The sequence below is a fragment of the Streptomyces sp. NPDC096152 genome, assembly GCF_044763235.1.
Classification (GTDB): Bacteria; Actinomycetota; Actinomycetes; order Streptomycetales; family Streptomycetaceae; genus Streptomyces.
On sequence record NZ_JBIWFW010000011.1, the window covers coordinates 72,996 to 96,159 of the forward strand.

General features: G+C 73.2%; 19 protein-coding genes and 1 riboswitch. Of the genes, 7 read left to right on the forward strand and 12 right to left on the reverse strand.

Annotation, left to right across the window (positions count from 1 at the left end; translation table 11 throughout):
* Window positions 1–10: 10 nt before the first annotated feature.
* Window positions 11–862, reverse strand: a complete 852-nt coding sequence (locus ACIQ9G_RS32035; RefSeq protein WP_403616617.1) for a sulfurtransferase — start codon at window positions 860–862, stop codon at window positions 11–13.
* A gap of 291 nt (window positions 863–1,153) precedes the next feature.
* Between ACIQ9G_RS32035 and ACIQ9G_RS32040 the strand changes: the two genes are divergently transcribed.
* The gene (locus ACIQ9G_RS32040; RefSeq protein WP_403616619.1) at window positions 1,154–1,957 is read left to right on the forward strand and encodes a VOC family protein; all 804 of its coding nucleotides are present in this window, start codon (window positions 1,154–1,156) and stop codon (window positions 1,955–1,957) included.
* 94 nt (window positions 1,958–2,051) lie between these two features.
* On the opposite strand, the gene ACIQ9G_RS32045 is transcribed toward ACIQ9G_RS32040, so the two are convergent.
* Entirely contained in the window at window positions 2,052–2,537 is a 486-nt protein-coding gene (locus ACIQ9G_RS32045; protein ID WP_403616621.1) for an ATP-binding protein, read from the reverse strand.
* A 149-nt stretch (window positions 2,538–2,686) separates the two neighbouring features.
* On the opposite strand from ACIQ9G_RS32045, the gene ACIQ9G_RS32050 reads away from it, so the two are divergent.
* Together ACIQ9G_RS32050 and ACIQ9G_RS32055 are read left to right on the forward strand one after the other, a co-directional pair.
* Window positions 2,687–3,625, forward strand: coding sequence for a helix-turn-helix domain-containing protein (locus ACIQ9G_RS32050; RefSeq protein ID WP_403616854.1), 939 nt, complete (start codon window positions 2,687–2,689; stop codon window positions 3,623–3,625).
* A complete protein-coding gene (locus ACIQ9G_RS32055) occupies window positions 3,622–3,837 on the forward strand; it encodes a DUF397 domain-containing protein (protein ID WP_403616623.1) in 216 nt (71 codons plus the stop codon). Before ACIQ9G_RS32050 ends, ACIQ9G_RS32055 begins: the two co-directional genes overlap by 4 nt.
* A gap of 92 nt (window positions 3,838–3,929) precedes the next feature.
* Here the strand turns inward: ACIQ9G_RS32055 and ACIQ9G_RS32060 are convergent, their stop codons facing one another.
* From ACIQ9G_RS32060 to ACIQ9G_RS32075, 4 genes are read right to left on the reverse strand one after another with little or no spacing between them, the layout of a single operon-like run.
* Window positions 3,930–4,580, reverse strand: coding sequence for a thymidine kinase (locus tag ACIQ9G_RS32060; protein ID WP_403616626.1), 651 nt, complete (start codon window positions 4,578–4,580; stop codon window positions 3,930–3,932).
* A gap of 60 nt (window positions 4,581–4,640) precedes the next feature.
* Window positions 4,641–5,831 carry an alkaline phosphatase family protein gene (locus tag ACIQ9G_RS32065; protein WP_403616629.1) on the reverse strand — a complete coding sequence of 397 codons (1,191 nt, stop codon included), beginning with the start codon at window positions 5,829–5,831 and terminating at the stop codon, window positions 4,641–4,643.
* Window positions 5,831–6,427 (reverse strand): DUF5998 family protein, encoded by a 597-nt coding sequence (locus tag ACIQ9G_RS32070; protein ID WP_402438386.1) that lies wholly within the window; start codon window positions 6,425–6,427, stop codon window positions 5,831–5,833. The genes ACIQ9G_RS32065 and ACIQ9G_RS32070 overlap by 1 nt, the downstream gene beginning before the upstream one ends.
* Window positions 6,428–6,480: 53 nt before the next feature.
* The gene (locus tag ACIQ9G_RS32075) at window positions 6,481–9,462 is read right to left on the reverse strand and encodes a GNAT family N-acetyltransferase (protein ID WP_403616631.1); all 2,982 of its coding nucleotides are present in this window, start codon (window positions 9,460–9,462) and stop codon (window positions 6,481–6,483) included.
* A 247-nt stretch (window positions 9,463–9,709) separates the two neighbouring features.
* Between ACIQ9G_RS32075 and ACIQ9G_RS32080 the strand changes: the two genes are divergently transcribed.
* Entirely contained in the window at window positions 9,710–9,991 is a 282-nt protein-coding gene (locus ACIQ9G_RS32080; protein ID WP_403616634.1) for an HPr family phosphocarrier protein, read from the forward strand.
* 230 nt (window positions 9,992–10,221) lie between these two features.
* Here the strand turns inward: ACIQ9G_RS32080 and ACIQ9G_RS32085 are convergent, their stop codons facing one another.
* The 4 genes from ACIQ9G_RS32085 to ACIQ9G_RS32100 all read right to left on the reverse strand — a co-directional run bounded on the left by ACIQ9G_RS32085 (window position 10,222) and on the right by ACIQ9G_RS32100 (window position 15,061).
* Window positions 10,222–10,917, reverse strand: a complete 696-nt coding sequence (locus ACIQ9G_RS32085; protein ID WP_403616637.1) for a GntR family transcriptional regulator — start codon at window positions 10,915–10,917, stop codon at window positions 10,222–10,224.
* A gap of 201 nt (window positions 10,918–11,118) precedes the next feature.
* Window positions 11,119–11,889 carry a M23 family metallopeptidase gene (locus ACIQ9G_RS32090; RefSeq protein WP_403616640.1) on the reverse strand — a complete coding sequence of 257 codons (771 nt, stop codon included), beginning with the start codon at window positions 11,887–11,889 and terminating at the stop codon, window positions 11,119–11,121.
* Window positions 11,890–11,902: 13 nt separating this feature from the next.
* A riboswitch (cyclic di-AMP (ydaO/yuaA leader) is annotated at window positions 11,903–12,063 on the reverse strand.
* Window positions 12,064–12,314: 251 nt separating this feature from the next.
* Window positions 12,315–13,703, reverse strand: a complete 1,389-nt coding sequence (locus ACIQ9G_RS32095) for a M16 family metallopeptidase (RefSeq protein WP_403616643.1) — start codon at window positions 13,701–13,703, stop codon at window positions 12,315–12,317.
* On the reverse strand, window positions 13,700–15,061 hold the full coding sequence (locus ACIQ9G_RS32100; protein WP_403616646.1) for a M16 family metallopeptidase: 1,362 nt from the start codon (window positions 15,059–15,061) through the stop codon (window positions 13,700–13,702). Before ACIQ9G_RS32100 ends, ACIQ9G_RS32095 begins: the two co-directional genes overlap by 4 nt.
* A 338-nt stretch (window positions 15,062–15,399) precedes the next feature.
* Here ACIQ9G_RS32100 and ACIQ9G_RS32105 point away from each other — a divergent pair, with 338 nt between their 5' ends.
* Window positions 15,400–17,850, forward strand: coding sequence for a DNA topoisomerase (ATP-hydrolyzing) subunit A (locus tag ACIQ9G_RS32105; protein ID WP_403616648.1), 2,451 nt, complete (start codon window positions 15,400–15,402; stop codon window positions 17,848–17,850).
* Between the two features lie 282 nt (window positions 17,851–18,132).
* On the opposite strand, the gene ACIQ9G_RS32110 is transcribed toward ACIQ9G_RS32105, so the two are convergent.
* Window positions 18,133–19,347, reverse strand: coding sequence for a CobW family GTP-binding protein (locus ACIQ9G_RS32110; RefSeq protein ID WP_403616650.1), 1,215 nt, complete (start codon window positions 19,345–19,347; stop codon window positions 18,133–18,135).
* 199 nt (window positions 19,348–19,546) lie between these two features.
* Window positions 19,547–20,710, reverse strand: coding sequence for a citrate synthase/methylcitrate synthase (locus ACIQ9G_RS32115; protein WP_403616653.1), 1,164 nt, complete (start codon window positions 20,708–20,710; stop codon window positions 19,547–19,549).
* A gap of 97 nt (window positions 20,711–20,807) precedes the next feature.
* Between ACIQ9G_RS32115 and ACIQ9G_RS32120 the strand changes: the two genes are divergently transcribed.
* Both ACIQ9G_RS32120 and ACIQ9G_RS32125 read left to right on the forward strand, forming a co-directional pair.
* A complete protein-coding gene (locus ACIQ9G_RS32120) occupies window positions 20,808–22,067 on the forward strand; it encodes a citrate/2-methylcitrate synthase (protein ID WP_403616655.1) in 1,260 nt (419 codons plus the stop codon).
* 54 nt (window positions 22,068–22,121) lie between these two features.
* Window positions 22,122–23,084, forward strand: coding sequence for a sucrase ferredoxin (locus ACIQ9G_RS32125; protein WP_403616658.1), 963 nt, complete (start codon window positions 22,122–22,124; stop codon window positions 23,082–23,084).
* Window positions 23,085–23,164: the final 80 nt, after the last annotated feature.

The following is a 23,164-nucleotide window of genomic DNA, read 5'->3' on the forward strand; positions in this document are numbered from 1 at the left end:
ACCCGTCCGCTCACTGCGGGTCCGGCCCCACCGCGACCGGACGCGACGGGTCCGAGGACCACTCCGACCACGACCCGACGTACAGGGCCGCGGGAATCCCCGCGACGGCGAGGGCCAGGACCTCGTGTGCCGCGGAGACACCGGAGCCGCAGTAGACGCCGACCTTCCCGCCGTCGCCCGCGCCCAGCGCCTTGAAGCGCGCCCGGAGTTCCTCCGCGGGCAGGAATCGGCCGTCCGCCGCCACGTTCTCGGTGGTGGGCGCGGACACCGCCCCCGGAATGTGGCCTCCCACCCGGTCGATCGGCTCCACGTCCCCGCGGTACCGCTCCCCCGCCCGCGCGTCGAACAACACCCCCGACCGCGCCAACGCGGCGGCACCGTCGGCGTCGAGCAGGGGCAGCACCCCGGGCCGCGGCACGAAGTCGCCCGCCGCGGGCTCGGGCACCGCCGTCTCCAGCGGCCCCTGCCACGCCGTCAACCCGCCGTCCAGGACCCTCACGTCCGGGTGACCCGTCCAGCGCAGCAGCCACCACGCACGGGCCGCCGCCCAGCCCTGCCCTCCGTCGTACACGACCACCGGCCGGTCCGGCGACACCCCCGCGCGGCGCATCGCGGCGCCGAACTCGTCCGTACCGGGCAGCGGGTGCCGGCCGCTCCCGCCCGGCGGCGAGGCCAGTTCACGGTCCAGGTCGACGTGAACGGCGCCGGGGATGTGCCCGGTCTCGTACTCGGCGCGCCCGTCGAAGGCCGGTTCGCCGGCCGTCCTGGCCAGGGTGAGCTGCCAGCGCACGTCGAGCAGGACCGGCGGGTTCGGGCCGGTGAGGGCGCTCGCGAGGTCGGATGCGGAGATGATGGCGTTCATGGTCACCATCCTTGCGCACGGGGTGGCCGCCGCGTCCAGCTCCGGCTACTCTGCCCGCCGGGCAGGTCCGATCACCCGGCGTACGGGATCGGCCACATCCTGTACAGCCGATCGACATCCGTAGGCAAGCGCACGGAAACGGGCAGGACGCCGCACAGGGCATCCTCAGGGCCGGGAACCGCCCTGAGGACACGCCCCGAACGCGCCCGCGACGGGTGGTACGAGCATCGGCTCGGGGTCCGGAGAGCGGAAGCGACGCGGCCACCGCGAGGGGCCGAGAAGAGAGTGACGATGACCGAGGCACCGGAGTCGGCCGGCCCGAACGGCGGGGCGCCCGCTCGGTACACCCCCGGCACGCCGTGCTGGATGAGCCTGATGGTTCACCAGATGGCCGCGACCGAGGCCTTCTACGGCGAGCTCTTCGGCTGGGAGTTCCGGCCCGGCCCCCAGCAGCTCGGCCCGTACGTGCGGGCCCTGCTGGACGGTCGCGAGGTGGCGGGGATCGGTCAACTGCCGCCGGACCGACACCTGCCGGTCGCCTGGACGCCGTATCTCGCCTCGGACGACGTGGATCTGACGGCGGAGACGGTACGCCTGTGCGGCGGCACCATCGGAGTGGGACCGCTGGACGCCGCCGAGGCCGGGCGCCTCGCGATCGGCTCCGACCCCTCGGGCGCGGTCTTCGGCGTCTGGCAGGCCGGGGCGCACCAGGGCACGGGCGTCACCGGCGTGCCCGGCACCCCCGTCTGGAACGAGCTGGTGACCTACGAGGCGGCGACCGTAGCCAAGTTCTACGAGACGCTGTTCGGTTACGAGGAGCGGCGGAGCGCGGCGGCCGGCCTCGACCAGGTGACGCTGTGCCTCGACGGCCGTCCGGTCGCCGGCGTCCACGGTCTGGGTCCGGCCCTGCCCCGCGACCGGGGACCGCACTGGACGACGTACTTCGAGGTCGCCGACACGGCCGCCGCGCTCACCCGGGTCGCCGACCTCGGCGGCCATGTCCTGGACCCGGCCCACGACACCGCCCGCGGCCGGACGGCCACGGTGGCGGACCCGGAGGGCGCCCGGTTCTGCCTGGTCCAGCGGCAGCGTTGACGCCCTGCGGCTCAGATCGGCGGCGGGCCTACAACCTCTGCCGTCGGCCCTTCGCGCACGCCTGTGCACTTCACGTCGAACGGTCCGGGTGAGATCACGACTGGGACCGTGACGGGAGCGCGTACTCCGCCCAGACGGTCTTGCCCGGACCGTCCTGGCGCTGATGCCAGGCCCAGCGGGTCGCCAGGTGCGATACGAGGATCAGCCCGCGGCCGGCTTCCTCCTCGGTGTCGGCTGCGCCCTCCGGGGCGGCGGGGCGGCGGGGAAGGCGTTCGGCGCGGGTGTCGGTGACCTCGACGCGCACCGCCCGGTCGTGGGGCGGGGCGTGGAGGCGCAGGTGGAAGTCCCGGCCGGGGACGTGCCCGTGCCGTACGGCGTTCGTGGTGAGCTCGGCGACGATCAGCGCGATCGCGTCGTGCGCGTCCGTGCCGTACGGGATTCCCCACGCGTCCAGGCGGACGGCCGCCAGACGGCGCGCGAGGCGGGCGCCGCGGGGCGTGGAGGTGAAGCACATCTCGAAGGTGCGGTCGCGCGGCGGGGCTGCGGCGGGCCGGACTGGACGGATCGGTTCGGTCGTCATGCCGATCACGGTCTCGTCGGTCGCCGGACGTGACCAGCGGTGACGCAGTGACAGGGGGCTGCTGTACGCGTGTTGTACGCGCTTGTACGAGCTGCGTGCCGTAACGGCGTCCCTCGCGGGGGCGTTGAGGCGAGGAGGCGGTGATGGACATGGCGGAGCGCGAGAGCGTGGGGGCGGGGACCGAGGCGGTTACCGGGGCGCGTGGGAGCGACAGCGGAGTGGGAGCGGACGTGAGTCTCGGGGACGGCTGGGACAACGACGACGGGGCCGGGCGGCGACCGGAGGACGAGGCCGGGCGTGGCGTCGTCCTCGCGTTCGGCCAGACCATGAAGACTCTGCGGATGCGGGAGGGCCTGGAACGCGAGGAGTTGGGGAGGCGGCTCGGGTACTCGGCGTCCACGATCGCGTCGTTCGAGCAGGGACGGAGGATTCCGTCTCCCAGGACGATCGAGCGGGCCGATGAAGTGCTGGGGGCGGGCGGGCTGCTGTGCCTGTGGAAGGAGCAGGTGGAGCGGGCTCAGTATCCGGTGTTCTTTCAGGGGATGGCGGCGCTGGAGAAGGAGTGCCTTGAGCTGCTCATGTACGACACGCATGTCGTCAACGGCCTCCTCCAGACGGAGGAGTACATGAGGGCGTTGCTCGCCATGCGGCGCCCGCCCCTGGAACCGGAAACGGTCGAGCAGCGGGTAACCGCTCGGCTGGCCAGGCAGGACATCTTCGACCGGCGGCCCGCGCCACTGCTGAGTTTCGTGATGGACGAGGCCGTCTTGCGGCATCGGTACGGCGGCAAGGGTGTCGTGCGGGGACAACTGGAACTCATCCTCCTGGTCGGCCAGAAGCAGAACGTCGAGATCCAGGTCATGCCGACCGAATGCGAGGACAATGCGGGCGTGAACGGACCGTTCACGGTCGTCACCCGCAAGGACGGCAAGAAGTTCGTGTACGCCGAGACGCACGCCACCAGCGCTCTTGAAACCGACCCGGAACAGACGGCTCTCGCCGCCGCACGCTATGGGATTATCCGATCGCAAGCTCTCACTCCGCGAGAGTCGCTGGCGTTCGTCGAAGGGTTGCTGGGATCACCATGAACAACGCTGAGTCCTCGACCGTCGCTACTGGTCTCCTCTGGTTCAAGAGCAGCTACAGCGGAACTGAGGGCGGTCAGTGTGTAGAGGTCGCGGCCGGAACGGCTGCCGTGCACGTCCGAGACTCCAAGGCCGTCCCCGGCCCCGTGCTCACGGTCACGCGTGAGGCGTGGGCGGGGTTCGTCGGGCCGGCCTCGTGGGAGCGGCGCGTCTGACGCCCGTGCGGCCGCAAGAGCCCTGCCTGTTCCTGTCGGAGGGCAGGGCTCTTTCAGGTCGGCGGTCTCCTCGCCCTATGTCACGACACCGGTCAGCCGGACGACACCGGCAGGACGTCCGGTGACAGCACCGCCGCGTGGGCCGATGCGGCCGTCATGCGGCGGCGGTGGTGGCGCCGGCACAGCACCTCGTAGCCGATCTCGTCGGCGGACCGGTTGACGTCGCCGACGACGACCTGGGCACCCTCGACGACCATGACGCCGCCCACCGTGCGGGCGTTGTGCGTGGCGCGGGCGCCGCACCAGCACAGGGCCTCGACCTGCAGGACCTCGACCCGGTCGGCCAGTTCCACCAGGCGCTGCGAGCCGGGGAACAGTTTGGAGCGGAAGTCGGTCGTGATGCCGAAGGCGTAGACGTCGACGTCCAGGTCGTCGACCACGCGGGCGAGCTGGTCTATCTGCTCCGGGTCGAGGAACTGCGCCTCGTCCGCGATGACGTAGTCGGCCCGGCCGCCCTGCGACAGGTGCTCGACGATGTACGCGTACAGGTCCACACCGTCCTCGACCTCCACCGCGTCGGTGACCAGGCCCAGGCGCGAGGACAGCTTGCCCTCACCGGCGCGGTCGTCGCGGGTGAAGATCAGGCCCACCAGCCCGCGCGCCGAGCGGTTGTGCTCGATCTGCAGTGCCAGTGTCGACTTCCCGCAGTCCATCGTTCCGGAGAAGAACACCAGCTCGGGCATGGGGAGTCGAGCACCTTTCGGGCGAGGTCGGACGGGGACGGCGGGCGACGGGCGGCGGCGTCAGGAGCGTACTTCGAGCAGGGGGACGAGCTGCTCGGCAGGGGTCATCGAGCCGTGGTTGCCGACCATCGACGACTCCTTGGGCTCGCGCTCCGAGGCGATGAGCAGCACGTCGTCGCGGGCGGCCGCGACCACGTCGCCGATGCGCTCGTAGACGCGGTCGTCGATCCGCGGCCCGAACCAGCCGGCCGCGATCGCCTCGTCCCGCGAGGCGACCCAGAACTGCTCGCCGAGCACCTCGCGCCAGCAGGTCAGCACGTCGTTCGCGGCGCCCGGGTGCGCGTACACGTGCCGGGCGCGTCCCTCGCCGCCGAGCAGGGCGACGCCCGCGCTCAGCTCCCAGTCCTCGTCGAAGTCGATGCGGTGCTGCTCGTCGAACGGGATGTCGACCATGCCGTGGTCGGCGGTGACGTAGAGCGCGCTGCGCGGCGGGAGCTGCTCGGCCAGGCGCTGGACGAGCCGGTCGACGTGCATGAGCTGGCCGCGCCAGGTGTCCGAGTCGACGCCGTAGCGGTGGCCCGCGCCGTCGAGCTCGGAGTAGTACGTGTAGACCAGGGCCCGGTCCGCGGCGGCGAGCTCGCGGGCCGCGACGTCCATGCGGTCCTCGCCGGTCAGCCGCCCGAGGAACGTTCCTCCACTGAGCGCGACCTTGGTCAGCGGGGTGTTCTGGAAGGTCGGGGAGGACACCTGGGCGGCGTGCACACCGGCGTCGTGGGCCAGCTGGAAGACCGTGGGGTACGGCTGCCAGGGGCGCGGAGGCGCCCACGGGTGCCAGCGCAGCTGGTTCATCAGCTCGCCGGTGCCGGGATTGCGCACGGTGTAGCCGGGGAGGCCGTGGGCGCCCGGCGGCAGGCCGGTGCCGACGGAGGCGAGGGAGGTGGCGGTGGTGGCCGGGTAGCCGGCGGTGATCGGACGGCCGGTGCCGCCGCGCGAGCTGCCGAGCAGGGAGGTCAGGAAGGGCGCCTCCTCGGGGTGCGCCCGCAGCTGCTCCCAGCCGAGTCCGTCGATCAGGAAGACGCAGGCGCGGTCGGCCGGGGTCAGCTCCTGGATCGCGGCGGTCATGTCCGGCACGCCCATGCCGGCGGCGAGCGTGGGCAGCAGGTCGGCGAGCGAGCCGGATCCGTACTGCGGCACGGGGGCGGACTCGACGGCCAGGGGCTCCGGGTGGTCCCAGGCGGTGGGCTGTGCCATCAGCGGGTCGGGTCCGCGGTCGCCTCGGAGACGGCCTGCGCGAAGGCGAGCGCCTGGCGCACCGTCTCCGGGCCGTCCCCGGCCTCGCTGACGCGGAGGCTCAGGTCGTCCGCCGTCGAGCTGCCCGTGTAGCCGTGGTCCGCGTCGCAGTTGGGGTCGCCGCAGGCGGCCGGCTCCAGGTCGATGCGGGAGACGGCGCCCCAGCCGATGGTGAGCACGACCTCGCGGGGCGGGGTGCCCGGCGTGTACTGCTCCGGGTTGGCCACCACGCGGCTGACCACGACCGAGGAGATCCGGTCGAGCTTCACCGACTCCGTCGAGGTGGTGGCGTACGGCGTCGGGGAGGTGCTGTCGGCGGCCTGCTCGTCGGTGTGGCTGACGATGAAGCGGTTGCCGGTGAGGACGAGCACGGTCACGTGCCGCCGCACCTCGTTCTGGTCGAACGTGGTCTCCTGATGGACCAGGTACGACCGGACGGGCTCGCCGCCCACGGCGGCCTCCACCGCTTCGGCCACGAGAGCCGGGTAGTAGCCGCTGCGTTCGATCGCCGCCCGCAGCCCCTGGGTCGTCGTACTGGTCTTGGCCATGCCGTCCATCCTACGGGGGCGCACTGACTGCGAGGCACCGCCGCGGGCCGGGGAAACGCGGCTCAGTACGCCGGGAGGGTCCGCGGGCCGAGGTCGCCGCGGGCGGGCGGGTGCGCGAGGCGGACGCCGGCGCCCAGCACGCTCAGCCCGCGCGGGGCCACGACGACGGGCTCCAGGGTGACGGCGACGACCTCCGGGTGGTCGTCGACCAGCCGGGACACGCGCAGCAGCAGCTCCGTCAGCGCGGGGCTGTCGACCGGCGCGGAGCCGCGCCAGCCGAACAGCAGCGGGGCCATCCGGATCGACCGGAGCATCGAGGTGGCGTCCCGGTCGGTGACGGGGACCAGCCGGTGCGCCATGTCGTCGAGCAGCTGTGAGGCGGCCCCGGCGAGCCCGAAGGAGAGCACCGCGCCGGCCGCCGGGTCGATGACGGCCCGTACGACGGTGTCGACGCCCCTGGGTGCCATGCCCTGCACCACCGGCCGCAGCTCCTCGGGCTTGCCGAACAGGTCGGTCAACTCCGTGTACGCCCGGCGCAGTTGCTCCTCGTCGGCGAGGTCCAGGCGTACGCCGCCGAGGTCGGCGCGGTGGCGCAGGTGGGGGGCGGTGGCCTTCAGGGCGACGGGGTAGCCGAGCGAGCGGGCGGCCTCGGCGGCGGCGTCGGCAGTCGGCGCGGGCAGGGCCCGGCGGACGGGGATGCCGTAGCGGCCGAGCAGCTCGCCGGTCTCCTCGGCTCCGAGGGTGAGCCCCTGCCCGCGCGCGAGCAGCCCGTCGATCAGCTGGGCGGCGCCCTTCTCGTCGATGTCGTCGTACTCGGGCACCTTGCCGGGGTCGGCGGCGTCGCGCCGCCACTGGGCGTACCTGACCGCCTCGGCGAGGGCCCGTACGGCTCGCTCGGCGGCGGGATACGCGGGGATCAGGCGGGAGCAGGCGCCGGAGGCCTCGGGTGCCGGGGTCTCGGGCGCCGGGGCGGACGCCGCGGCGGCGGGCTCCGCGCCCGCTCGGGGCGCCGCGGCGGGGGGCCTGCGGGTGTCCGGGCCGGGCTGGGGGGCGGCGTCTCGGGCGGCCTGCGGGGCGGTGCCCGGGCCGGCGTCCGGTCCGGCCTGCGGGCCAGTTTCGGGGCCGGTCTGCGCACCGGCGTCCGGTCCAGCCTGGGGGGCGGTGTCCGGGCCCGCCTGCGGGCCGGTGCTGGCCGCCGCCGACAGCGCCTCCGCGAGTCCGCCCAGCTCGACGTGGACCACCAGCACCGGCTTGCCGGGCACCGTCTCCGCGGCCGACCGCAGCGCCTCGGCCAGGGCGGCGTCCTCGGCGGCCCCCTCCCCCACGGCCGGGATCGCCGTCACGACCACGGCGTCGCAGGTGTCGTCGGCGAGCACCCGGGCCAGCGCCGCGCGGAAGTCCTCCGCCGAGGCCGCCGTCGTCAGGTCCACGGGACGCTGCGGGCGCAGCCCTTCGGCGAGGCAGCGGTCGTACGTCAGCACGCCGAGCGACTCGGAGTTGCCGAGGATCGCCACGCGCGCCCCGGCGGGCAGCGGCTGCCGGGCGAGCAGCAGGCCCGTGTCGACCAGTTCGGTGATCGTGTCCACGCGGATCACCCCGGCCTGCCGGAGCAGCGCGGACACCGTGGCGTGCGGCAGCCGCGTCGCCCGTACGGTGTGCCCCTGCGGGCCGCTGCCGGAGCCCTGGACGACGACCAGCGGCTTCGCCGCGGCGGTGCGCCGGGCGAGCCGGGTGAACTTGCGCGGGTTGCCGATGGACTCCAGGTACATGAGGGCGACGTCGGTGTCGGGGTCGTCGTACCAGTACTGCAGGACGTCGTTGCCGGAGACGTCGGCCCGGTTGCCGGACGACACGAACGTCGACACGCCCGTGACGCCGGTGACGCCCCCGCCGCGCCGGTGCAGCCGGGACAGCAGCGCGATGCCGATGGCGCCGGACTGCGCGAACAGCCCGATGCGGCCGGGCCGGGGCATCCGGGGCGCGAGGGAGGCGTTCAGCCGGACGCCGGGCGAGGTGTTGATGACGCCGAAGGCGTTGGGCCCGATGATCCTCATGCCGTACGCGCGCGCGTGCCGCACGAGGGCGCGCTGGCGCTCGCGTCCGTCGGGGCCGCTCTCCGCGTATCCGGCGGAGACCACGACGAGCCCCTGGACGCCGTGCTCGCCGCACTCGGTGACGACCTCGGGGACGTGGTCGGCGGGCACGGCGACGACCGCGATGTCGACCGGGGAGTCGATCTCCCGCACCGAGCGGTGCGCGGGCACCCCGTCGATCTCCCGCAGGTCCTCGGCGAAGGCGCTGTTCACGGCGTACAGGCGGCCGGTGAACCCGGCGTCGCGGATGTTGCCGAGGATGCTGCGGCCCACGCCGCCGGGGGTGCGGCCGACTCCGACGACAGCGACCGACCCGGGCGCCAGCAGGCGCCGTACCGACCGGCCCTCGGCTCGCTGTTCCCGGGCGCGCTGCACCGCCAGCGAGCGGTCCGTCGGCTCGATGCCGAACTCCAGGTGGACGACGCCGTCCTCGAAGCTGCGCTTCTGCGTGTAGCCGGCGTCCGTGAACACCTTGATCATCTTGTTGTTGGCGGGCAGCACCTCGGCGGTGAAGCGCCGGATGCCGCGCTCGCGCGCGACGGCGGCGATGTGCTCCAGGAGGGCGGAGGCGACCCCGCGCCCCTGGTGCGCGTCCTGCACGAGGAAGGCGACCTCGGCCTCGTCGGAGGGACCCGTCGCGGCCATGCCGTCGGCGCCGATGCGGTCGTAGCGCACGGTGGCGATGAACTCGCCGCCCACCGTGGCCGCGAGGCCCACCCGGTCCACGAAGTCGTGGTGCGTGAAGCGGCGGACGTCCTTCGCGGACAGGCGTGGGTAGGGCGCGAAGAAACGGTAGTACTTCGACTCGTCCGACACCTGCTCGTAGAAGCTGACCAGGCGGTCGGCGTCGTCGACGGTGATGGGGCGGATCCGTGCGGTGCCGCCGTCGCGCAGCACCACGTCGGCCTCCCAGTGGGCGGGGTACACATGCCGGTCCGACGAGCTCTGCATGGGCCCCAGAGTACGGCCAGGATCTTCCTTTCGGATCAGTGCGGACCCGGGCCTGTCCGGTCGGGGTCCGCACGGCGCGCCCTGGCGCGAGGGCGACGGCGCGAGGCAGTCTGTGGGAGGCACATGTCGGGCCGAGGCCGCGGCCCGACGCCCTCCCGGGTACGGAACACCGGACCGCTCCGGGAGGGTGCCGCGCGATATGGAAAACTGGTCTAGACAACCCTGAACACCTGAAGGGCAGCATCACATGGCTGAGCGCCGCGTCAACGTCGGCTGGGCCGAGGGCCTCCACGCCCGCCCCGCTTCCATCTTCGTCCGGGCGGCCACGGCCGCAGGGGTCCCCGTGACGATCGCCAAGGCCGACGGCACCCCCGTCAACGCGGCCTCCATGCTGGCCGTCCTCGGCCTCGGCGCCCAGGGCGGCGAGGAGGTCGTCCTGGCCTCCGACGCCGAGGGCGCGGAGATCGCCCTCGACCGGCTGGCCAAGCTGGTCGCCGAGGGGCTCGAGGAGCTCCCCGAGACGGTCTGACCGCCTCACCGCGCGCAGGAGGCGGCGTCGCCCTTTCCGGGCGGCGCGGCCTCCTGCGTTCCGGCGGGTCCGTCCGACGTTTCGGCGGGTCCGACGAATTGGCGCGGACATTCGTCCTGGGACGGCGCGCACCCCTCGGGGCACGCCGATCGGAAATTCCCGGGGTCATGGAAAAGGGCAGCCGAAATACACCTCGGCCGAATATCCCTTCTTTGTATACGGTGCTCGTGTTAATAGCACGGGCCCGACGTGTTTACGGGATGTTGCGAAGTCCTCACACGGTCGGCGCGGGGCGCGGCGCCGGGCGGACGCAGCCGGTGCGCGGCCGTCGCGCGCTCGGTGTGCACGGCGGTGACCGTCCGCGCCCGCTCGCCGTCGCCCCGCGCGACGGCGTCCACGATGGCGCCGTGCTCCACCCAGGACTCCACCGGGTCGGCCGGCGCCGCGACCGTGTACATCCAGGAGATCTTGTGCCGCAGCTGGGTCAGCATCGAGGTCAGCGCGGGGCTGCCGGAGGCCTGGGCGAGCGTCTCGTGGAACCAGCCGCCCAGGGAGCGCAGGTCCTCGCTGCTGCCCCTGCGGGCCCGTTCCTGGCCCAGCCTGACCAGGCCGCGCAGGACCTTCAGATGGGCCTCGGTGCGGCGCTGGGCCGCGCGGGCGGCGCCGAGGGGCTCCAGGAGCATCCGCATCTCCAGCAGGTCCGCCGCCTCCTGCTCGGTCGGCTCGGCCACACACGCGCCCGCGTGCCGCCGGGTCACCACGAAACCCTCGGCCTCCAGGGTGCGCAGGGCCTCGCGCACGGGGACGCGCGAGACGCCGTAGCGGCGCGCGAGGACTTCCTCGGTGAGCCGGCTGCCGCGCTCGTGGACGCCTGCGACGATGTCGTCCCGGATCGCCGTGCACACCGAGTGCGCCGGAATACGCATGACCGACCTCCGCCTTAATCCCCGTGAAACGTCGACGATGGACGCCCGTTCCGTGACTCTATTGCAATGAGCCGGAATTTCCGACGGCGGGTCGGAATCCATGGAGTTTTTTTGGACAGCGGGGCGTCCTAAACGCCGAAAGCCCCGGCTGCGAGAGCCGGGGCTTCGGATGCGCGGGAGGCGGGCGGCGCCGGTGCCGCGTCAGACGTCGACGCCGTGCTTGCGGAGGTAGGCGACGGGGTCGATGTCGGAGCCGTACTCCGGGGTGGTGCGGGCCTCGAAGTGCAGGTGCGGTCCGGTGACGTTGCCGGTGGCGCCGGAGAGCCCGATCTGCTGGCCCGGCACGACCTTCTGGCCCACCGAGACGCCGATGGACGACAGGTGGCCGTACATGGTGTACATGCCGTCGGCCATCCTGATCACGACCTGGTTGCCGTACGCCCCGCCCCAGCCCGTGTTCACGACGGTGCCCGTGCCGACCGCGTGGACGGCGGTGCCGCTGGAGGCGTGGAAGTCGATACCGGTGTGGGAGCCGGACGACCACAGGGTGCCGCCGGTCTTGTACCCGGTGGAGACGTAGGAGTCGGAGATCGGCGCCACGAAGGTGTTGAGGCGCTTGCGCTCGGCCGCGCGGGCCGCGCGCTCCTTGGCCTCACGCGCCGCCTCGCGGGCCTTCCGCGCCTGCTCGGCGGCCTTCTCGCGCGCGGCCTCCTCGGCCTGCTTCTGGGCGGCGGCCCGGTGCTGGGCGACGGCCTGTGCGTCGATCTTCTCGGCGACGGAGTCACCGATGGTGACGACCGGGGTGAGACCGGTGTCCTCGGGAGCGGGCGTCTCGGCGGCCAGGGCCGGGGCGGCGGAGAGGGTGCCGAGGACGCCGGAGGTGGTGAGGGCGGCGACGCCCACCGCGCGTGCGGTGGTGCGGTGCATCCGGCTGGGACGACGGTGCTTCCCGGTGGCGCGGGTGAACGCCATGCAGACGTTGTTCCTTTCCTTCCTTCTCGCCTACCGGGTTAGCTGACGGGTTCGGAGCAGGAAGGTCTCCTACGGACCCCCTCGCGGCACGCGCGGGTGTCCGATTCACCCCAGGGACGGTGGGTCCCCGGCTCCCCTGGCTCGCGCCGTACGGGGACTCGGCGATGACTGTCCGGTGCCGCGGGCGCGGCGCGTTGCCTGACGGACAGCCGGACCGACGCTAAACGGGCCCGCTTTCAAATCCCAAACGAATGGTGGGTTTTGTAGCGCAGGACACAGGGCAGAAAGGCAGCCTCTCCCTCAATTCGGACATCAGGGAGCCCCGGTGACACTTCGGCCACCGGGGCTCCCTCACGCGTACCGCTCGCCGGCCGCCCGCGCGGGTGGGTGGGCGCGGACCCGTGCCGCGCGGGCGCCGCGGCCGCCTATTCGGCTGCCACGACGCCGACTTGACCGATGCCGAGGGCCTCGACCGGCTCCTTGATCTGCGCCGCGTCACCGACGAGGACGGTCACCAGGCGGTCCACCGGGAAGGCGTTGACGACCGCCGCGGTGGCCTCCACCGTGCCGGTCGCGGCGAGCTGCTGGTACAGCGTCGCCTGGTAGTCGTCGGGCAGGTGCTGCTCGACCTGGTCGGCCAGCGTGCCCGCCACGGCCAACGCCGTCTCGTACTTGAGCGGTGCCACGCCCACCAGGTTCTGCACGGCGACGTCCCGCTCGGCGTCGGTCAGACCGTCGGCGGCGAGCTTGCGCAGGACCGTGAACAGGTCCCCCAGCGCCGGGCCGGTGTTCGGGGTGTCGACGGAGCCGCTGATCGCGAGCATCGAGGCGCCCGAGCCGTCGGGAGCGGAGCGCAGCACCTGGCCGAACGCCCGCACGCCGTAGGTGTAGCCCTTCTCCTCGCGCAGGACGCGGTCCAGACGGGAGGTGAGGGTGCCGCCGAGGCAGTAGGTGCCCAGCACCTGGGCGGGCCACACGCGGTCGTGCCGGTCGGGGCCGATACGGCCGATGAGCAACTGCGTCTGGACGGCGCCCGGGCGGTCCACGATCACCACGCGGCCGGTGTCGTCGGCGGTGACGGGCGGCACGGGCCGCGGCTTGGCCTGCGAGCCGCTCCACGCGCCCAGGGTCTCGCCGAGCAGCGCGTCGAGGTCGATGCCGGTGAGGTCGCCGACGACCACGGTGGTGGCCGTGGCGGGGCGGACGTGGCGGTCGTAGAAGGCGCGGACCGCCGCCGAGTCGATGGTCCGGACCGTCTCCTCGGTGCCCTGGCGCGGGCGCGACATGCGCGAGGAGGCCGGGAACAGCTCCTTGGAGAGCTCCTTGGCGGCGCGGCGGGACGGGTTGGCCAGCTCGTGCGGGATCTCGTCGAGCCGGTTGCGCACCAGCCGCTCGACCTCGCTCTCGGTGAAGGCGGGGGCCCGCAGCGCGTCGGAGAGCAGGCCGAGCCCCTTGGCCAGGCGCGACGCCGGGACCTCCAGGCTCAGGCGGACGCCGGGGTGGTCGGCGTGCGCGTCGAGAGTGGCGCCGGCGCGCTCCAGCTCGGCGGCGAACTCCTCGGCGGAGTGCTTGTCGGTGCCCTCGGAGAAGGCCCGCGCCATGATCGTGCCGACGCCGTCCAGGCCGGCCGGCTCCGCCTCCAGGGGCGCGTCCAGCAGCACCTCGACGGCGACGACCTGCTGGCCGGGACGGTGGCAGCGCAGCACCGTCAGACCGTTGTCCAGCGTCCCGCGCTCGGGGGCCGGGAACGCCCACGGCCTGGCCTCGCCCGCCTGCGGCCGGGGGTGGAACTCCATCGTGGCGAGCTCGGTCACTTCGCCGCCTCCTCGGTGTCGTCGGTGGCCGCGGCGTCCGCGCCCTCGGTCTCGGCCGCGACCGGCTCGTAGACGAGCACCGCGCGGTTGTCGGAGCGCAGGCGGGCCTTGGCGACCTCCTGGACCTCCTCCGGCGTGATCTCCAGAACGCGGTGCACGGCGGTGAGGGCGAGCTGCGGGTCGTCGAACAGGACGGTGTAGCGGCACAGTTCGTCGGCGCGGCCCGCGACGGTGCCGAGCCGGTCCAGCCACTCGCGCTCCAGCTGGGCCTGGGCCCGCTCCATCTCCTCGGCGGTCGGGCCCTCCTCGGCGAACCGGGCGAGCTCCTCGTCGATGGCGGCCTCGATGACCGGGACCTCGACGTCACCGGAGGTCTTCACGTCCAGCCAGCCCAGGGAGGGCGCGCCGGCCAGCCGCAGCAGGCCGAACCCGGCCGCGACGGCCGTGCGGTCCCGGCGCACCAGCCGGTTGTAGAGGCGGGAGGACTCGCCGCCGCCCAGGACGGTCAGGGCCAGGTCCGCCGCGTCGCACGCGCGCGTGCCGTCGTGCGGCAGCCGGTAGGCGGCCATCAGCGCCCGCGCCGGGACCTCCTCCTCGACGACCTCGCGCAGCTGCTCGCCGATGACCTCGGGCAGGGAGCCGTCGCGGGGCTGCGGCTTGCCGTTGTGCGAGGTGATGGAGCCGAAGTACTTCTCGATCCAGGCGAGCGTCCGCTCGGGGTCGATGTCGCCCACCACGGACAGGACGGCGTTGTTGGGCGCGTAGTACGTGCGGAAGAACGCGCGCGCGTCCTCCAGCGTGGCCGCGTCCAGGTCGGCCATCGAGCCGATGGGCGTGTGGTGGTACGGGTGGCCCTCCGGGTAGGCGAGCGCGGTGAGCCTCTCGAACGCGGTGCCGTACGGAACGTTGTCGTAGCGCTGGCGGCGCTCGTTCTTGACGACGTCCCGCTGGTTCTCCATCGACTCCTCGTCGAGGGCCGCGAGCAGCGAGCCCATACGGTCGGCCTCCAGCCAGAGGGCGAGCTCGAGCTGGTGGGCGGGCATGGTCTCGAAGTAGTTGGTGCGCTCGAAGCTGGTGGTGCCGTTCAGCGAGCCGCCCGCGCCCTGCACCAGCTCGAAGTGGCCGTTGCCCTTCACCTGCGCGGAGCCCTGGAACATCAAGTGCTCGAAAAGGTGAGCCAGACCGGTACGTCCCTTGACCTCGTGGCGGGAGCCGACGTCGTACCAGAGGCACACCGCCGCGACCGGGGTCAGGTGGTCCTCGGAGAGCACCACGCGCAGGCCGTTGGCCAGGCGGTGCTCGGTCGCTGTCAGGCCGCCGGAGCCTGCCTCGGCTGTGGCCGTGTGACCCTTGGGCATGTACGTCCCTTCGATCGCGGTGGCGGTCGTCGAAACCGCCGTTTTCCTGCCGTCCTGCCACTGTATGCAAGCGCGCGCACGCCTGGCGAAGTTCCCGGAGGTCGTACGCCGAGAGCGAGCACGGGAGGGCGGGCCGAAAGCGAGAGCGGGGTGCCGCGCCGCGCACGCCCCGCGGGTGCCGCAACCGTCGCCTCGCCACCCCCGGGGGGCGGCTCCGACGGCCCCTTGGAACCCCGGGTGAAGCAACGGGTGCCGGGTCCTGGTCCGCACTGTCAGTCGCGCGGTCCACAATGGTCCGCGTCAGATCCCGTCAACGCTTCAGCAAGGAGCCGGCAGCGATGGCCCGCCGCAGCACGAAGACCCCGCCGCCCGACGAGCCGTACGAGGAGAGGATCCTCGACATCGACGTCGTCGACGAGATGCAGGGCTCCTTCCTCGAGTACGCGTACTCGGTCATCTACTCGCGCGCCCTGCCGGACGCCCGGGACGGCCTCAAGCCGGTCCACCGCCGCATCGTCTACCAGATGAACGAGATGGGCCTGCGCCCCGAACGCGGCTACGTGAAGTGCGCTCGCGTCGTCGGCGAGGTCATGGGCAAGCTCCACCCGCACGGCGACGCGTCGATCTACGACGCCCTGGTGCGCATGGCGCAGCCCTTCTCCATGCGGGTGCCCCTGGTCGACGGTCACGGCAACTTCGGCTCCCTGGGCAACGACGACCCGCCCGCCGCCATGCGGTACACCGAGTGCCGCATGACCGAGGCGACGAGCCTGATGACGGAGTCGATCGACGAGGACACGGTCGACTTCGCGCCGAACTACGACGGTCAGGAGCGGGAGCCCGTCGCCCTGCCCGCCGCCTTCCCGAACCTGCTGGTCAACGGCGCGTCGGGCATCGCGGTCGGCATGGCCACGAACATGCCGCCGCACAACCTCGGCGAGGTCGTCGCGGCCGCCCGCCACCTGATCCGCCACCCGAACGCGGATCTGGACGCCCTGATGAAGCACGTCCCGGGCCCCGATCTGCCCACCGGCGGCCGGATCGTGGGCCTGTCCGGCATCCGCGACGCCTACGAGAGCGGCCGGGGCACCTTCAAGATCCGCGCGACGGTCACGGTGGAGACGGTGACGGCGCGCCGCAAGGGCCTCGTCGTGACCGAGCTGCCCTTCACGGTCGGCCCGGAGAAGGTGATCGCCAAGATCAAGGACCTGGTCGGTTCCAAGAAGATCCAGGGCATCGCCGACGTCAAGGACCTCACCGACCGCGAGCACGGCCTGCGCCTGGTCATCGAGGTCAAGAACGGCTTCGTGCCCGAGGCGGTCCTCGAGCAGCTGTACAAGCTGACGCCGATGGAGGAGTCCTTCGGCATCAACAACGTCGCGCTGGTGGACGGCCAGCCCCTGACGCTGGGCCTGAAGGAGCTGCTGGAGGTCTACCTCGACCACCGCTTCGAGGTGGTGCGGCGGCGCAGCGAGTACCGCCGGGGCAAGCGGCGCGACCGGCTGCACCTGGTCGAGGGCCTGCTCACCGCGCTGGTGGACATCGACGAGGTGATCCGCCTGATCCGCTCCAGCGAGAACTCCGCACAGGCCAAGGAGCGCCTGATGCGGCGCTTCTCGCTGAGCGACGTCCAGACCCAGTACATCCTCGACACGCCGCTGCGCCGTCTGACCAAGTTCGACCGCATCGAGCTGGAGGCGGAGAAGGACAGGCTCATCGCGGAGATCGAGGAGCTGACCCGGATCCTGGAGTCGGACGCGGAGCTGCGCAAGCTGGTCTCCGCCGAACTGGCGGCGGTGGCGAAGAAGTTCGCCACGCCCCGGCGGACTCTGCTGCTGGAGGCGGGCGCCGCCCCGGCCACGGCCGTGTCCCTCCAGGTCGCGGACGACCCGTGCCGGGTCCTGCTGTCCTCGACGGGCCTGCTGGCCCGCACGATGACCGACGAGCCGCTGCCCCACGAGGGCAGGCGCCACAAGCACGACGTGATCGTCTCGGCGGTCCCGGCGACGGCCCGGGGCGAGGTGGGCGTGGTGACCTCCTCCGGCCGGCTGCTCCGGCTGAACGTCGTGGACCTGCCCCAGCTGCCGGAGTCGGCCACCGCGCCGAACCTCTCCGGGGGCGCGCCGCTCGCCGAGTTCGTGTCCCTGGAGGACGACGAGACCGTCGTCTGCCTGACCACCCTGGACGAGTCCTCGCCGGGCCTGGCGCTGGGCACCGAGCAGGGTGTGGTCAAGCGCGTGGTGCCCGACTACCCGGCCAACAAGGACGAGTTGGAGGTCATCACCCTCAGGGAGGGCGACCGGATCGTCGGCGCGGTCGAGCTGCGCACCGGCGAGGAGGACCTGGTCTTCATCACCGACGACGCCCAGTTGCTGCGCTACCAGGCCGCGCAGGTCCGTCCGCAGGGCCGCCCGGCCGGCGGCATGGCGGGCGTCAAGCTCGCCGAGGGCGCCAAGGTCATCTCGTTCACGGCCGTCGACCCGGCCGCGGACGCGGTCGTCTTCACGGTGGCCGGCTCGCGCGGCACGCTGGACGACTCGGTCCACACCACGGCCAAGCTGACGCCGTTCGACCAGTACCCGCGCAAGGGCCGGGCGACCGGCGGGGTCCGCTGCCAGCGGTTCCTCAAGGGCGAGGACTGCCTGTCCTTCGCCTGGGCGGGGCCCATCCCGGCACGGGCCGCGCAGAAGAACGGCACCCCGGCCGAGCTGCCGGAGACGGACCCGCGCCGCGACGGCTCGGGCGTGTCGCTGGCGAAGACGGTCGCGGCGGTGGCGGGGCCGGTCTAGGCCTGTCCGGCGGTTCAATTCGCAGAGAGGCAACGGCGCGTCATCAGCGCAGGTGAGCGGGGGCTGGGGCGTCCAGCTGCAAGGCGGAGGAGGGCGTCGACGCGATGGAGGTCCCCCTCTCGACCGAAGCCGAGAGCTTGGGAGAGTCGGCAACCGACGACAACGCCACTGGGGTACCCCCTGCTCGAAGAGCTTGGGGGAGGGCGTGCCGGACCCCGCGTCCGCGGCATGATCCGCCGGACAGGCCCTTGGCATGCCGGGCCGGGGCCCGGGCCCTCTCGCCTAGAGCGCGTCCGGACGGTCCGTGGGGCCGGAGTGCTGCCCCACGGAGCCCGGCCCGGGGTCGGGCTCGGGCTCGTCGGGGTCCTGTACCTCCCGCTGGTCGGGGTCCCGTATGTAGCGCAGGACGCCCCACATGCCGTGCTCGTCGGCGTCCGGGGCGTCGTTCCCGCACGCCTCCAGCTCCTTGCCGAGAGCTTCGGTGTCGATGGCGGAGCCGATGAGCACGAGTTGGGTGCGGCGCGGGTCGCCGGCCGGCCAGGGCTCGGGGTAGAAGCGCAGGAACCGGCCGACGGCGTGCACGGCGTAGCGGTTGCGCGGGTCGTGGGGGCCGAATCCGACGTAGCCCTTGATCCGGTAGAGCCCGTCGGGGCGGCTGTCGAGGAACCGCATCAGCCGGCGGGGGTCCAGGGGCAGGTCGGACGTGAAGGAGAGGCTGTCGTAGCCGGTGTGCAGGTGCCCGGCGGGGGCGTGCTCCGCGCACTCGTACGGCGGGTCGCCGTGCAGATCGTCGAAGGAGAGCTGCCCGACGCGCTCCCCGGCGGGGCGGCAGTCGAAGAGGAACTCGGGGTCGACGCGGCCGTAGCGGGCCGGGACGACGGCGGCCCCGTCGACGAGGGACCGCACCAGCTCCACCAGTTTCTCGCCGTCGTCGGCCCGGTCGACCTTGTTGACGACGACGAGGTCGGCGAGCGCGAGGTGGCGGTCGATCTCGGGGTGCCGCGCCCGGGTGCCGTGGAACTCCGCGGCGTCGACCACCTCGACCAGGCCGCCGTAGACGACCGCGGGGTTCTCGCTGGCCAGCACCATGCGGACCAGCTCCTGCGGCTCGGCGAGCCCACTGGCCTCGATGACTATGACGTCGATCCCGGCGGCGGGCGCGGTGAGCCGGTCCAGATACAGATCGAGCTCACTGTCGTCGACGGCGCAGCACAGGCATCCGTTGCCGAGGGAGACGGTGGAGTCCCCGAGCGCGCCCGCGACCGCCATGGCGTCGATCTCGATGGCGCCGAAGTCGTTGACGATCGCGCCGATGCGGCTGCCGCCGCTGCGGTGCAGCAGATGGTTGAGCAGCGTGGTCTTGCCCGAGCCGAGGAATCCGGCGAGTACGACGACCGGGATCTGCCGGGTACTCGTGCGGGGATCCGGGCGGGTGCCCGCGCTCGGACTCGGCCCCGGACGCGGGGTGGACCCCGTACGCGGGCTCGGCTGACTCACCGTGCGACCTCTCTCACGCCGACGCGCGCACCGGCTCACCCCTGTGACGCGCGGACCAACACTGAATGCCGACACAGGATACGAGCCGCGGGAAACCCGCCGGAGTGAACGATCGTCAGCGGCTCGCGCGGGGCGACGTCGGACATTGCGCCGGGCCGTGCGCCCCTCGCTGCCGCCGCCGCTGCGGACCGGCCGCCACTCAGGCCGCCGGCACCGTCACCGGCGCCTGAGGTCCGACGTACCGCGCCACCGGGCGGATGATCTTCGAGTCCTCCGCCTGTTCGAGGATGTTCGCGCTCCAGCCCACCACCCGTCCCGCGGCGAAGGTCGGGGTGAACATCTCGCGGGGCAGACCGCAGAGTTCCATGACCACGCCCGCGTAGAACTCCACGTTCGTGTGCAGCTCGCGGCCCGGTTTCAGTTCGGCCAGGATCGCCTCCACCCGGCGTTCCACCTCGACGGCGAACTCGACTCGCGGGCCGCCGAAGCGCCGGGCCGTCTCCCGGAGCATGTGGGAGCGGGGGTCCTCGGTGCGGTAGACCGCATGACCGAAGCCCATGATGCGCTCGCCCGCGAGGACGCGTTCCCGGATCCAGGGGGCGATGCGGTCGGGCGTGCCGATGGCGTCGAGGGTGTCCAGTGCCCGGCTGGGCGCACCGCCGTGCAGCGGTCCGGACAGGGCGCCGACGGCCCCCACCAGGCATGCCACCACATCGGCGCCCGTCGAGGCGATGACCCGGGCCGTGAAGGTTGACGCGTTGAATCCGTGGTCAATGGTTGAGATCAAGTACTGCTCGACCGCACGGGCGCGCTCCGGGTCCGGCTCGGAACCCGTCAGCATGTACAGGTAGTTCGCCGCGTACGACAGGTCCTCGCGCGGCTCGACCGGCTCAAGGCCCTTTCCCAGCCGGTGCAGCGCGGTGAGCAGCGTCGGTACGGCCGCGCAGGCCGTCAGCGTGTCCTCGCGCCGCCGGTCCGGGTCGATGTCGTACACCGGGCGGAAGCCCTTCGCCGCGCCCAGCACGGACAGCCCCGTGCGCATCGCGGCGAGCGGGCCGGACCGGGCACTCGCGGCCGCGACGGCGGGCAGCGCGGCCCGGACCTCCTCGGGCAGCCGGCGCAGCGCCGCGGTTCGCGCGGCGAAGGCGGCGCCCGCCTCCGGATCGGGCAGTTCGCCGTGCACCAGCAGGTGCCAGACGTCCTCGAAGCGGCGGGTCCGCGCCAGCTCGACGGCCGAGTACTGCCGGTAGTGGTAGAAGCCCTCGCGTCCGCGGACGTCACCGATCCGGGTGTCGGTGACCACGACTCCCGCGAGTCCCCGCGGTACGTCGACGAACGTGGCTGCGGCCCTGTTGCTGGACATGTTTCCTCCCTGGACTTGATTCGACTGTCCATGCTTGACTCGTTCATTGTCAATATTGATTCGATCAATACGCGACCGGACGGATACCGTGAGCCCCATGCGCGATCAGGAACCCGCCCCCGGCTCCGCGGAGCGGCGGCTGAGCACCAGGGAGACCGCCGAACTGCTCGGTGTGAAGCCCGAGACCGTGTACGCCTATGTGAGCCGCGGTCAGCTGAGCAGCCGGCGTGCGCCGGGCGGCCGGGGCAGCACCTTCGACGCCCGTGAGGTCGAGACGCTCGCCCGCCGCAACAGGCGGGAGGGCGGCGGCGGTTCGGCGGCCCCGGGCGGCGAACTGTCCGTACGCACCCGCATCACGCTCATCGAGAAGGACCGGTACTACTTCCGCGGCGTCGACGCGACCGCGCTGGCCGCCCGGCACACGTACGAGGAGGTCGCCGAGTGGCTGTGGACGGGGCGGCTGCGTCCCGGTGTCACGTTCACCGCGCCCGCCGCCTCCGTCGCCGTGGCCCGCCGCGCCGTGCACGCCCTGCCCGAGCACGCCGGGCCCACCGACCGGCTGCGGGTCGCCGCGATCGCCGCCGCGGCCGCGGACCCGCTGCGCTTCGACCTGTCGGAGGACGCGGTGCTCGGCACCGCGCGCATCCTCATCCCCACCCTCGTCACCGCGCTGCCGCCAGTCATGGGGGACCACCACGACGAGGGTCCGCTCGCTCACCGCCTGTGGGCGCGGCTGAGCGGCCGCCCGGCCGACGACGTGTCGCTGCGCGCCCTCGACACCGCGCTGGCCCTGCTCGTCGACCACGATCTGGCCGCCTCGACGCTCGCCGTGCGCGTCGCCGCCTCCGCCCGCGCGCACGCCTACGCGGCGGTCTCCGCCGGACTGGGCGTGATCGAGGGCCCGCTGCACGGCGCCGCCAGCGGGCTCGCCCACCGGCTGTTGCTGGAGGTGCTCGACCGGGGCTCGGCGGGCCCCGTGATCGCCGAGGAACTCCGGGACGGCCGCCGCATCCCGGGACTCGGCCACCGCCTCTACACGGGCGAGGACCCGCGCGCGCGTGCGCTGTTCGAGATCCTGGAGGGCATCCCGGGCGCAGCCCCGGCCCTCGCCGCGGCCCGCGACATCGAGGTCACCGCGGCCCGCCACACCCCGCTGCACGCCAACGTCGACCTGGCGCTCGCCGTGCTCACCGCGTCCAGCGGCATGTCGTACACCGCGGGCGAGACGATCTTCGCCGTGGCCCGGACGGCGGGCTGGATCGCCCACGCCCTGGAGGAGTACGGGGAGCGTCCGCTGCGCATGCGCCCGAGCGGCCATTACGTGGGACCGCGGCCACCGCAACCGCTGCCGGAATAGATCACCCGGGCGGTCGGGCGTCGCTCCGCTCCGAGTCAGGTTAGGCTCACCTGTGTGAGTACCTGCGCGACCGCCTCCCGGGATCACGACGAGCCGCTGTCCGCCACCGCGGCCACGGCGACGACGTGGCTGCTCCTGGAACAGCCCGGCCCCTGGGGTGCCAAGGCGCTCACCTCGAGTCACCTGGACCCCGCCGTGGGCCGCGCCCTGGAGCGGGCCACGCGGGACACCGGCGTCCGCGTCGCGCTCATCCGCCGCCCCGGACGGCACGCCGACCGCCGTACTCCGTCCGTGCGGCGGGTATACGCCGCCCACACCGTTCCGGGGAGAATGTGGCTGCGCAGCGCCCTGACCGCCGCCCCGGAACGGCTGCTCGACCTCGACTTCGCCGCGCTGGGCCGGGGCGATCACCACTCCTTCGACGCGGTGCTGGGGGGCCGGCCCCACACGGGCGACCCGCTCGCCCTCGTGTGCACCAACGGCAAGCGCGACCGCTGCTGCGCCCTGCTGGGCCGTCCGCTGGCGACCGAGCTCGCCGCCTCGGGAGTCGAGGGCGTCTGGGAGGTCACGCACCTCGGCGGCCACCGCTTCTCCCCGACGCTGTTGGTGCTGCCGTACGGATACGCCTACGGCCGGGCCGAGGCGCACGCCGTCAAGGACGTGCTGCACGCCGTGCGGGAGGGCCGGGTCGTCGTCGAGGGCTGCCGGGGCCGCACGGCCTGGGAGCGGCCCGCGCAGGCCGCCGAGCTGGCCGTGCGCGCGGCGACGGGCGAGGACGGGGCGGACGCGCTGACCGTCGTGCGCACCGAGCCGGCCGTCGTGTGCCCCGAAGGGTCCGCGCCCCGCTGGGAGGTGACCGTGGCCCATGCCGACGGACGACGGTGGCAGGTGTCCGTGGCGCAGGACACCTCGCTGCCGCCCGGCCCCGAGAGCTGCGGCGCGTCGGTGCTGGGCACGCCCGGCCGGATGGACGTGGTGGCCCTGCGCGAACTGACGGCGGCTCGGCTCGCCGGCTGATCCCGCCGGCCCACGCCGGGGCCGGCCCCCGCGCGGTCCCGTCGGCCCGCGACGGGGCACGAGATCCGCGCCACACCCCC

What these genes read in the sequence shown, in the direction of transcription:
- ACIQ9G_RS32090 (WP_403616640.1), bottom strand. Translation starts at nt 11,889, where the DNA reads ATGGCGTTCACCCGCGCCACCGGGAAGCACCGTCGTCCCAGCCGGATG.
- ACIQ9G_RS32055 (WP_403616623.1), top strand. Translation starts at nt 3,622, where the DNA reads ATGAACAACGCTGAGTCCTCGACCGTCGCTACTGGTCTCCTCTGGTTC.
- ACIQ9G_RS32050 (WP_403616854.1), top strand. Translation starts at nt 2,687, where the DNA reads ATGGCGGAGCGCGAGAGCGTGGGGGCGGGGACCGAGGCGGTTACCGGG.
- ACIQ9G_RS32060 (WP_403616626.1), bottom strand. Translation starts at nt 4,580, where the DNA reads ATGCCCGAGCTGGTGTTCTTCTCCGGAACGATGGACTGCGGGAAGTCG.
- ACIQ9G_RS32105 (WP_403616648.1), top strand. Translation starts at nt 15,400, where the DNA reads ATGGCCCGCCGCAGCACGAAGACCCCGCCGCCCGACGAGCCGTACGAG.
- ACIQ9G_RS32045 (WP_403616621.1), bottom strand. Translation starts at nt 2,537, where the DNA reads ATGACGACCGAACCGATCCGTCCAGTCCGGCCCGCCGCAGCCCCGCCG.
- ACIQ9G_RS32065 (WP_403616629.1), bottom strand. Translation starts at nt 5,831, where the DNA reads ATGGCACAGCCCACCGCCTGGGACCACCCGGAGCCCCTGGCCGTCGAG.
- ACIQ9G_RS32115 (WP_403616653.1), bottom strand. Translation starts at nt 20,710, where the DNA reads ATGTCCAGCAACAGGGCCGCAGCCACGTTCGTCGACGTACCGCGGGGA.
- ACIQ9G_RS32085 (WP_403616637.1), bottom strand. Translation starts at nt 10,917, where the DNA reads ATGCGTATTCCGGCGCACTCGGTGTGCACGGCGATCCGGGACGACATC.
- ACIQ9G_RS32075 (WP_403616631.1), bottom strand. Translation starts at nt 9,462, where the DNA reads ATGCAGAGCTCGTCGGACCGGCATGTGTACCCCGCCCACTGGGAGGCC.
- ACIQ9G_RS32040 (WP_403616619.1), top strand. Translation starts at nt 1,154, where the DNA reads ATGACCGAGGCACCGGAGTCGGCCGGCCCGAACGGCGGGGCGCCCGCT.
- ACIQ9G_RS32100 (WP_403616646.1), bottom strand. Translation starts at nt 15,061, where the DNA reads ATGCCCAAGGGTCACACGGCCACAGCCGAGGCAGGCTCCGGCGGCCTG.
- ACIQ9G_RS32070 (WP_402438386.1), bottom strand. Translation starts at nt 6,427, where the DNA reads ATGGACGGCATGGCCAAGACCAGTACGACGACCCAGGGGCTGCGGGCG.
- ACIQ9G_RS32120 (WP_403616655.1), top strand. Translation starts at nt 20,808, where the DNA reads ATGCGCGATCAGGAACCCGCCCCCGGCTCCGCGGAGCGGCGGCTGAGC.
- ACIQ9G_RS32080 (WP_403616634.1), top strand. Translation starts at nt 9,710, where the DNA reads ATGGCTGAGCGCCGCGTCAACGTCGGCTGGGCCGAGGGCCTCCACGCC.
- ACIQ9G_RS32035 (WP_403616617.1), bottom strand. Translation starts at nt 862, where the DNA reads ATGAACGCCATCATCTCCGCATCCGACCTCGCGAGCGCCCTCACCGGC.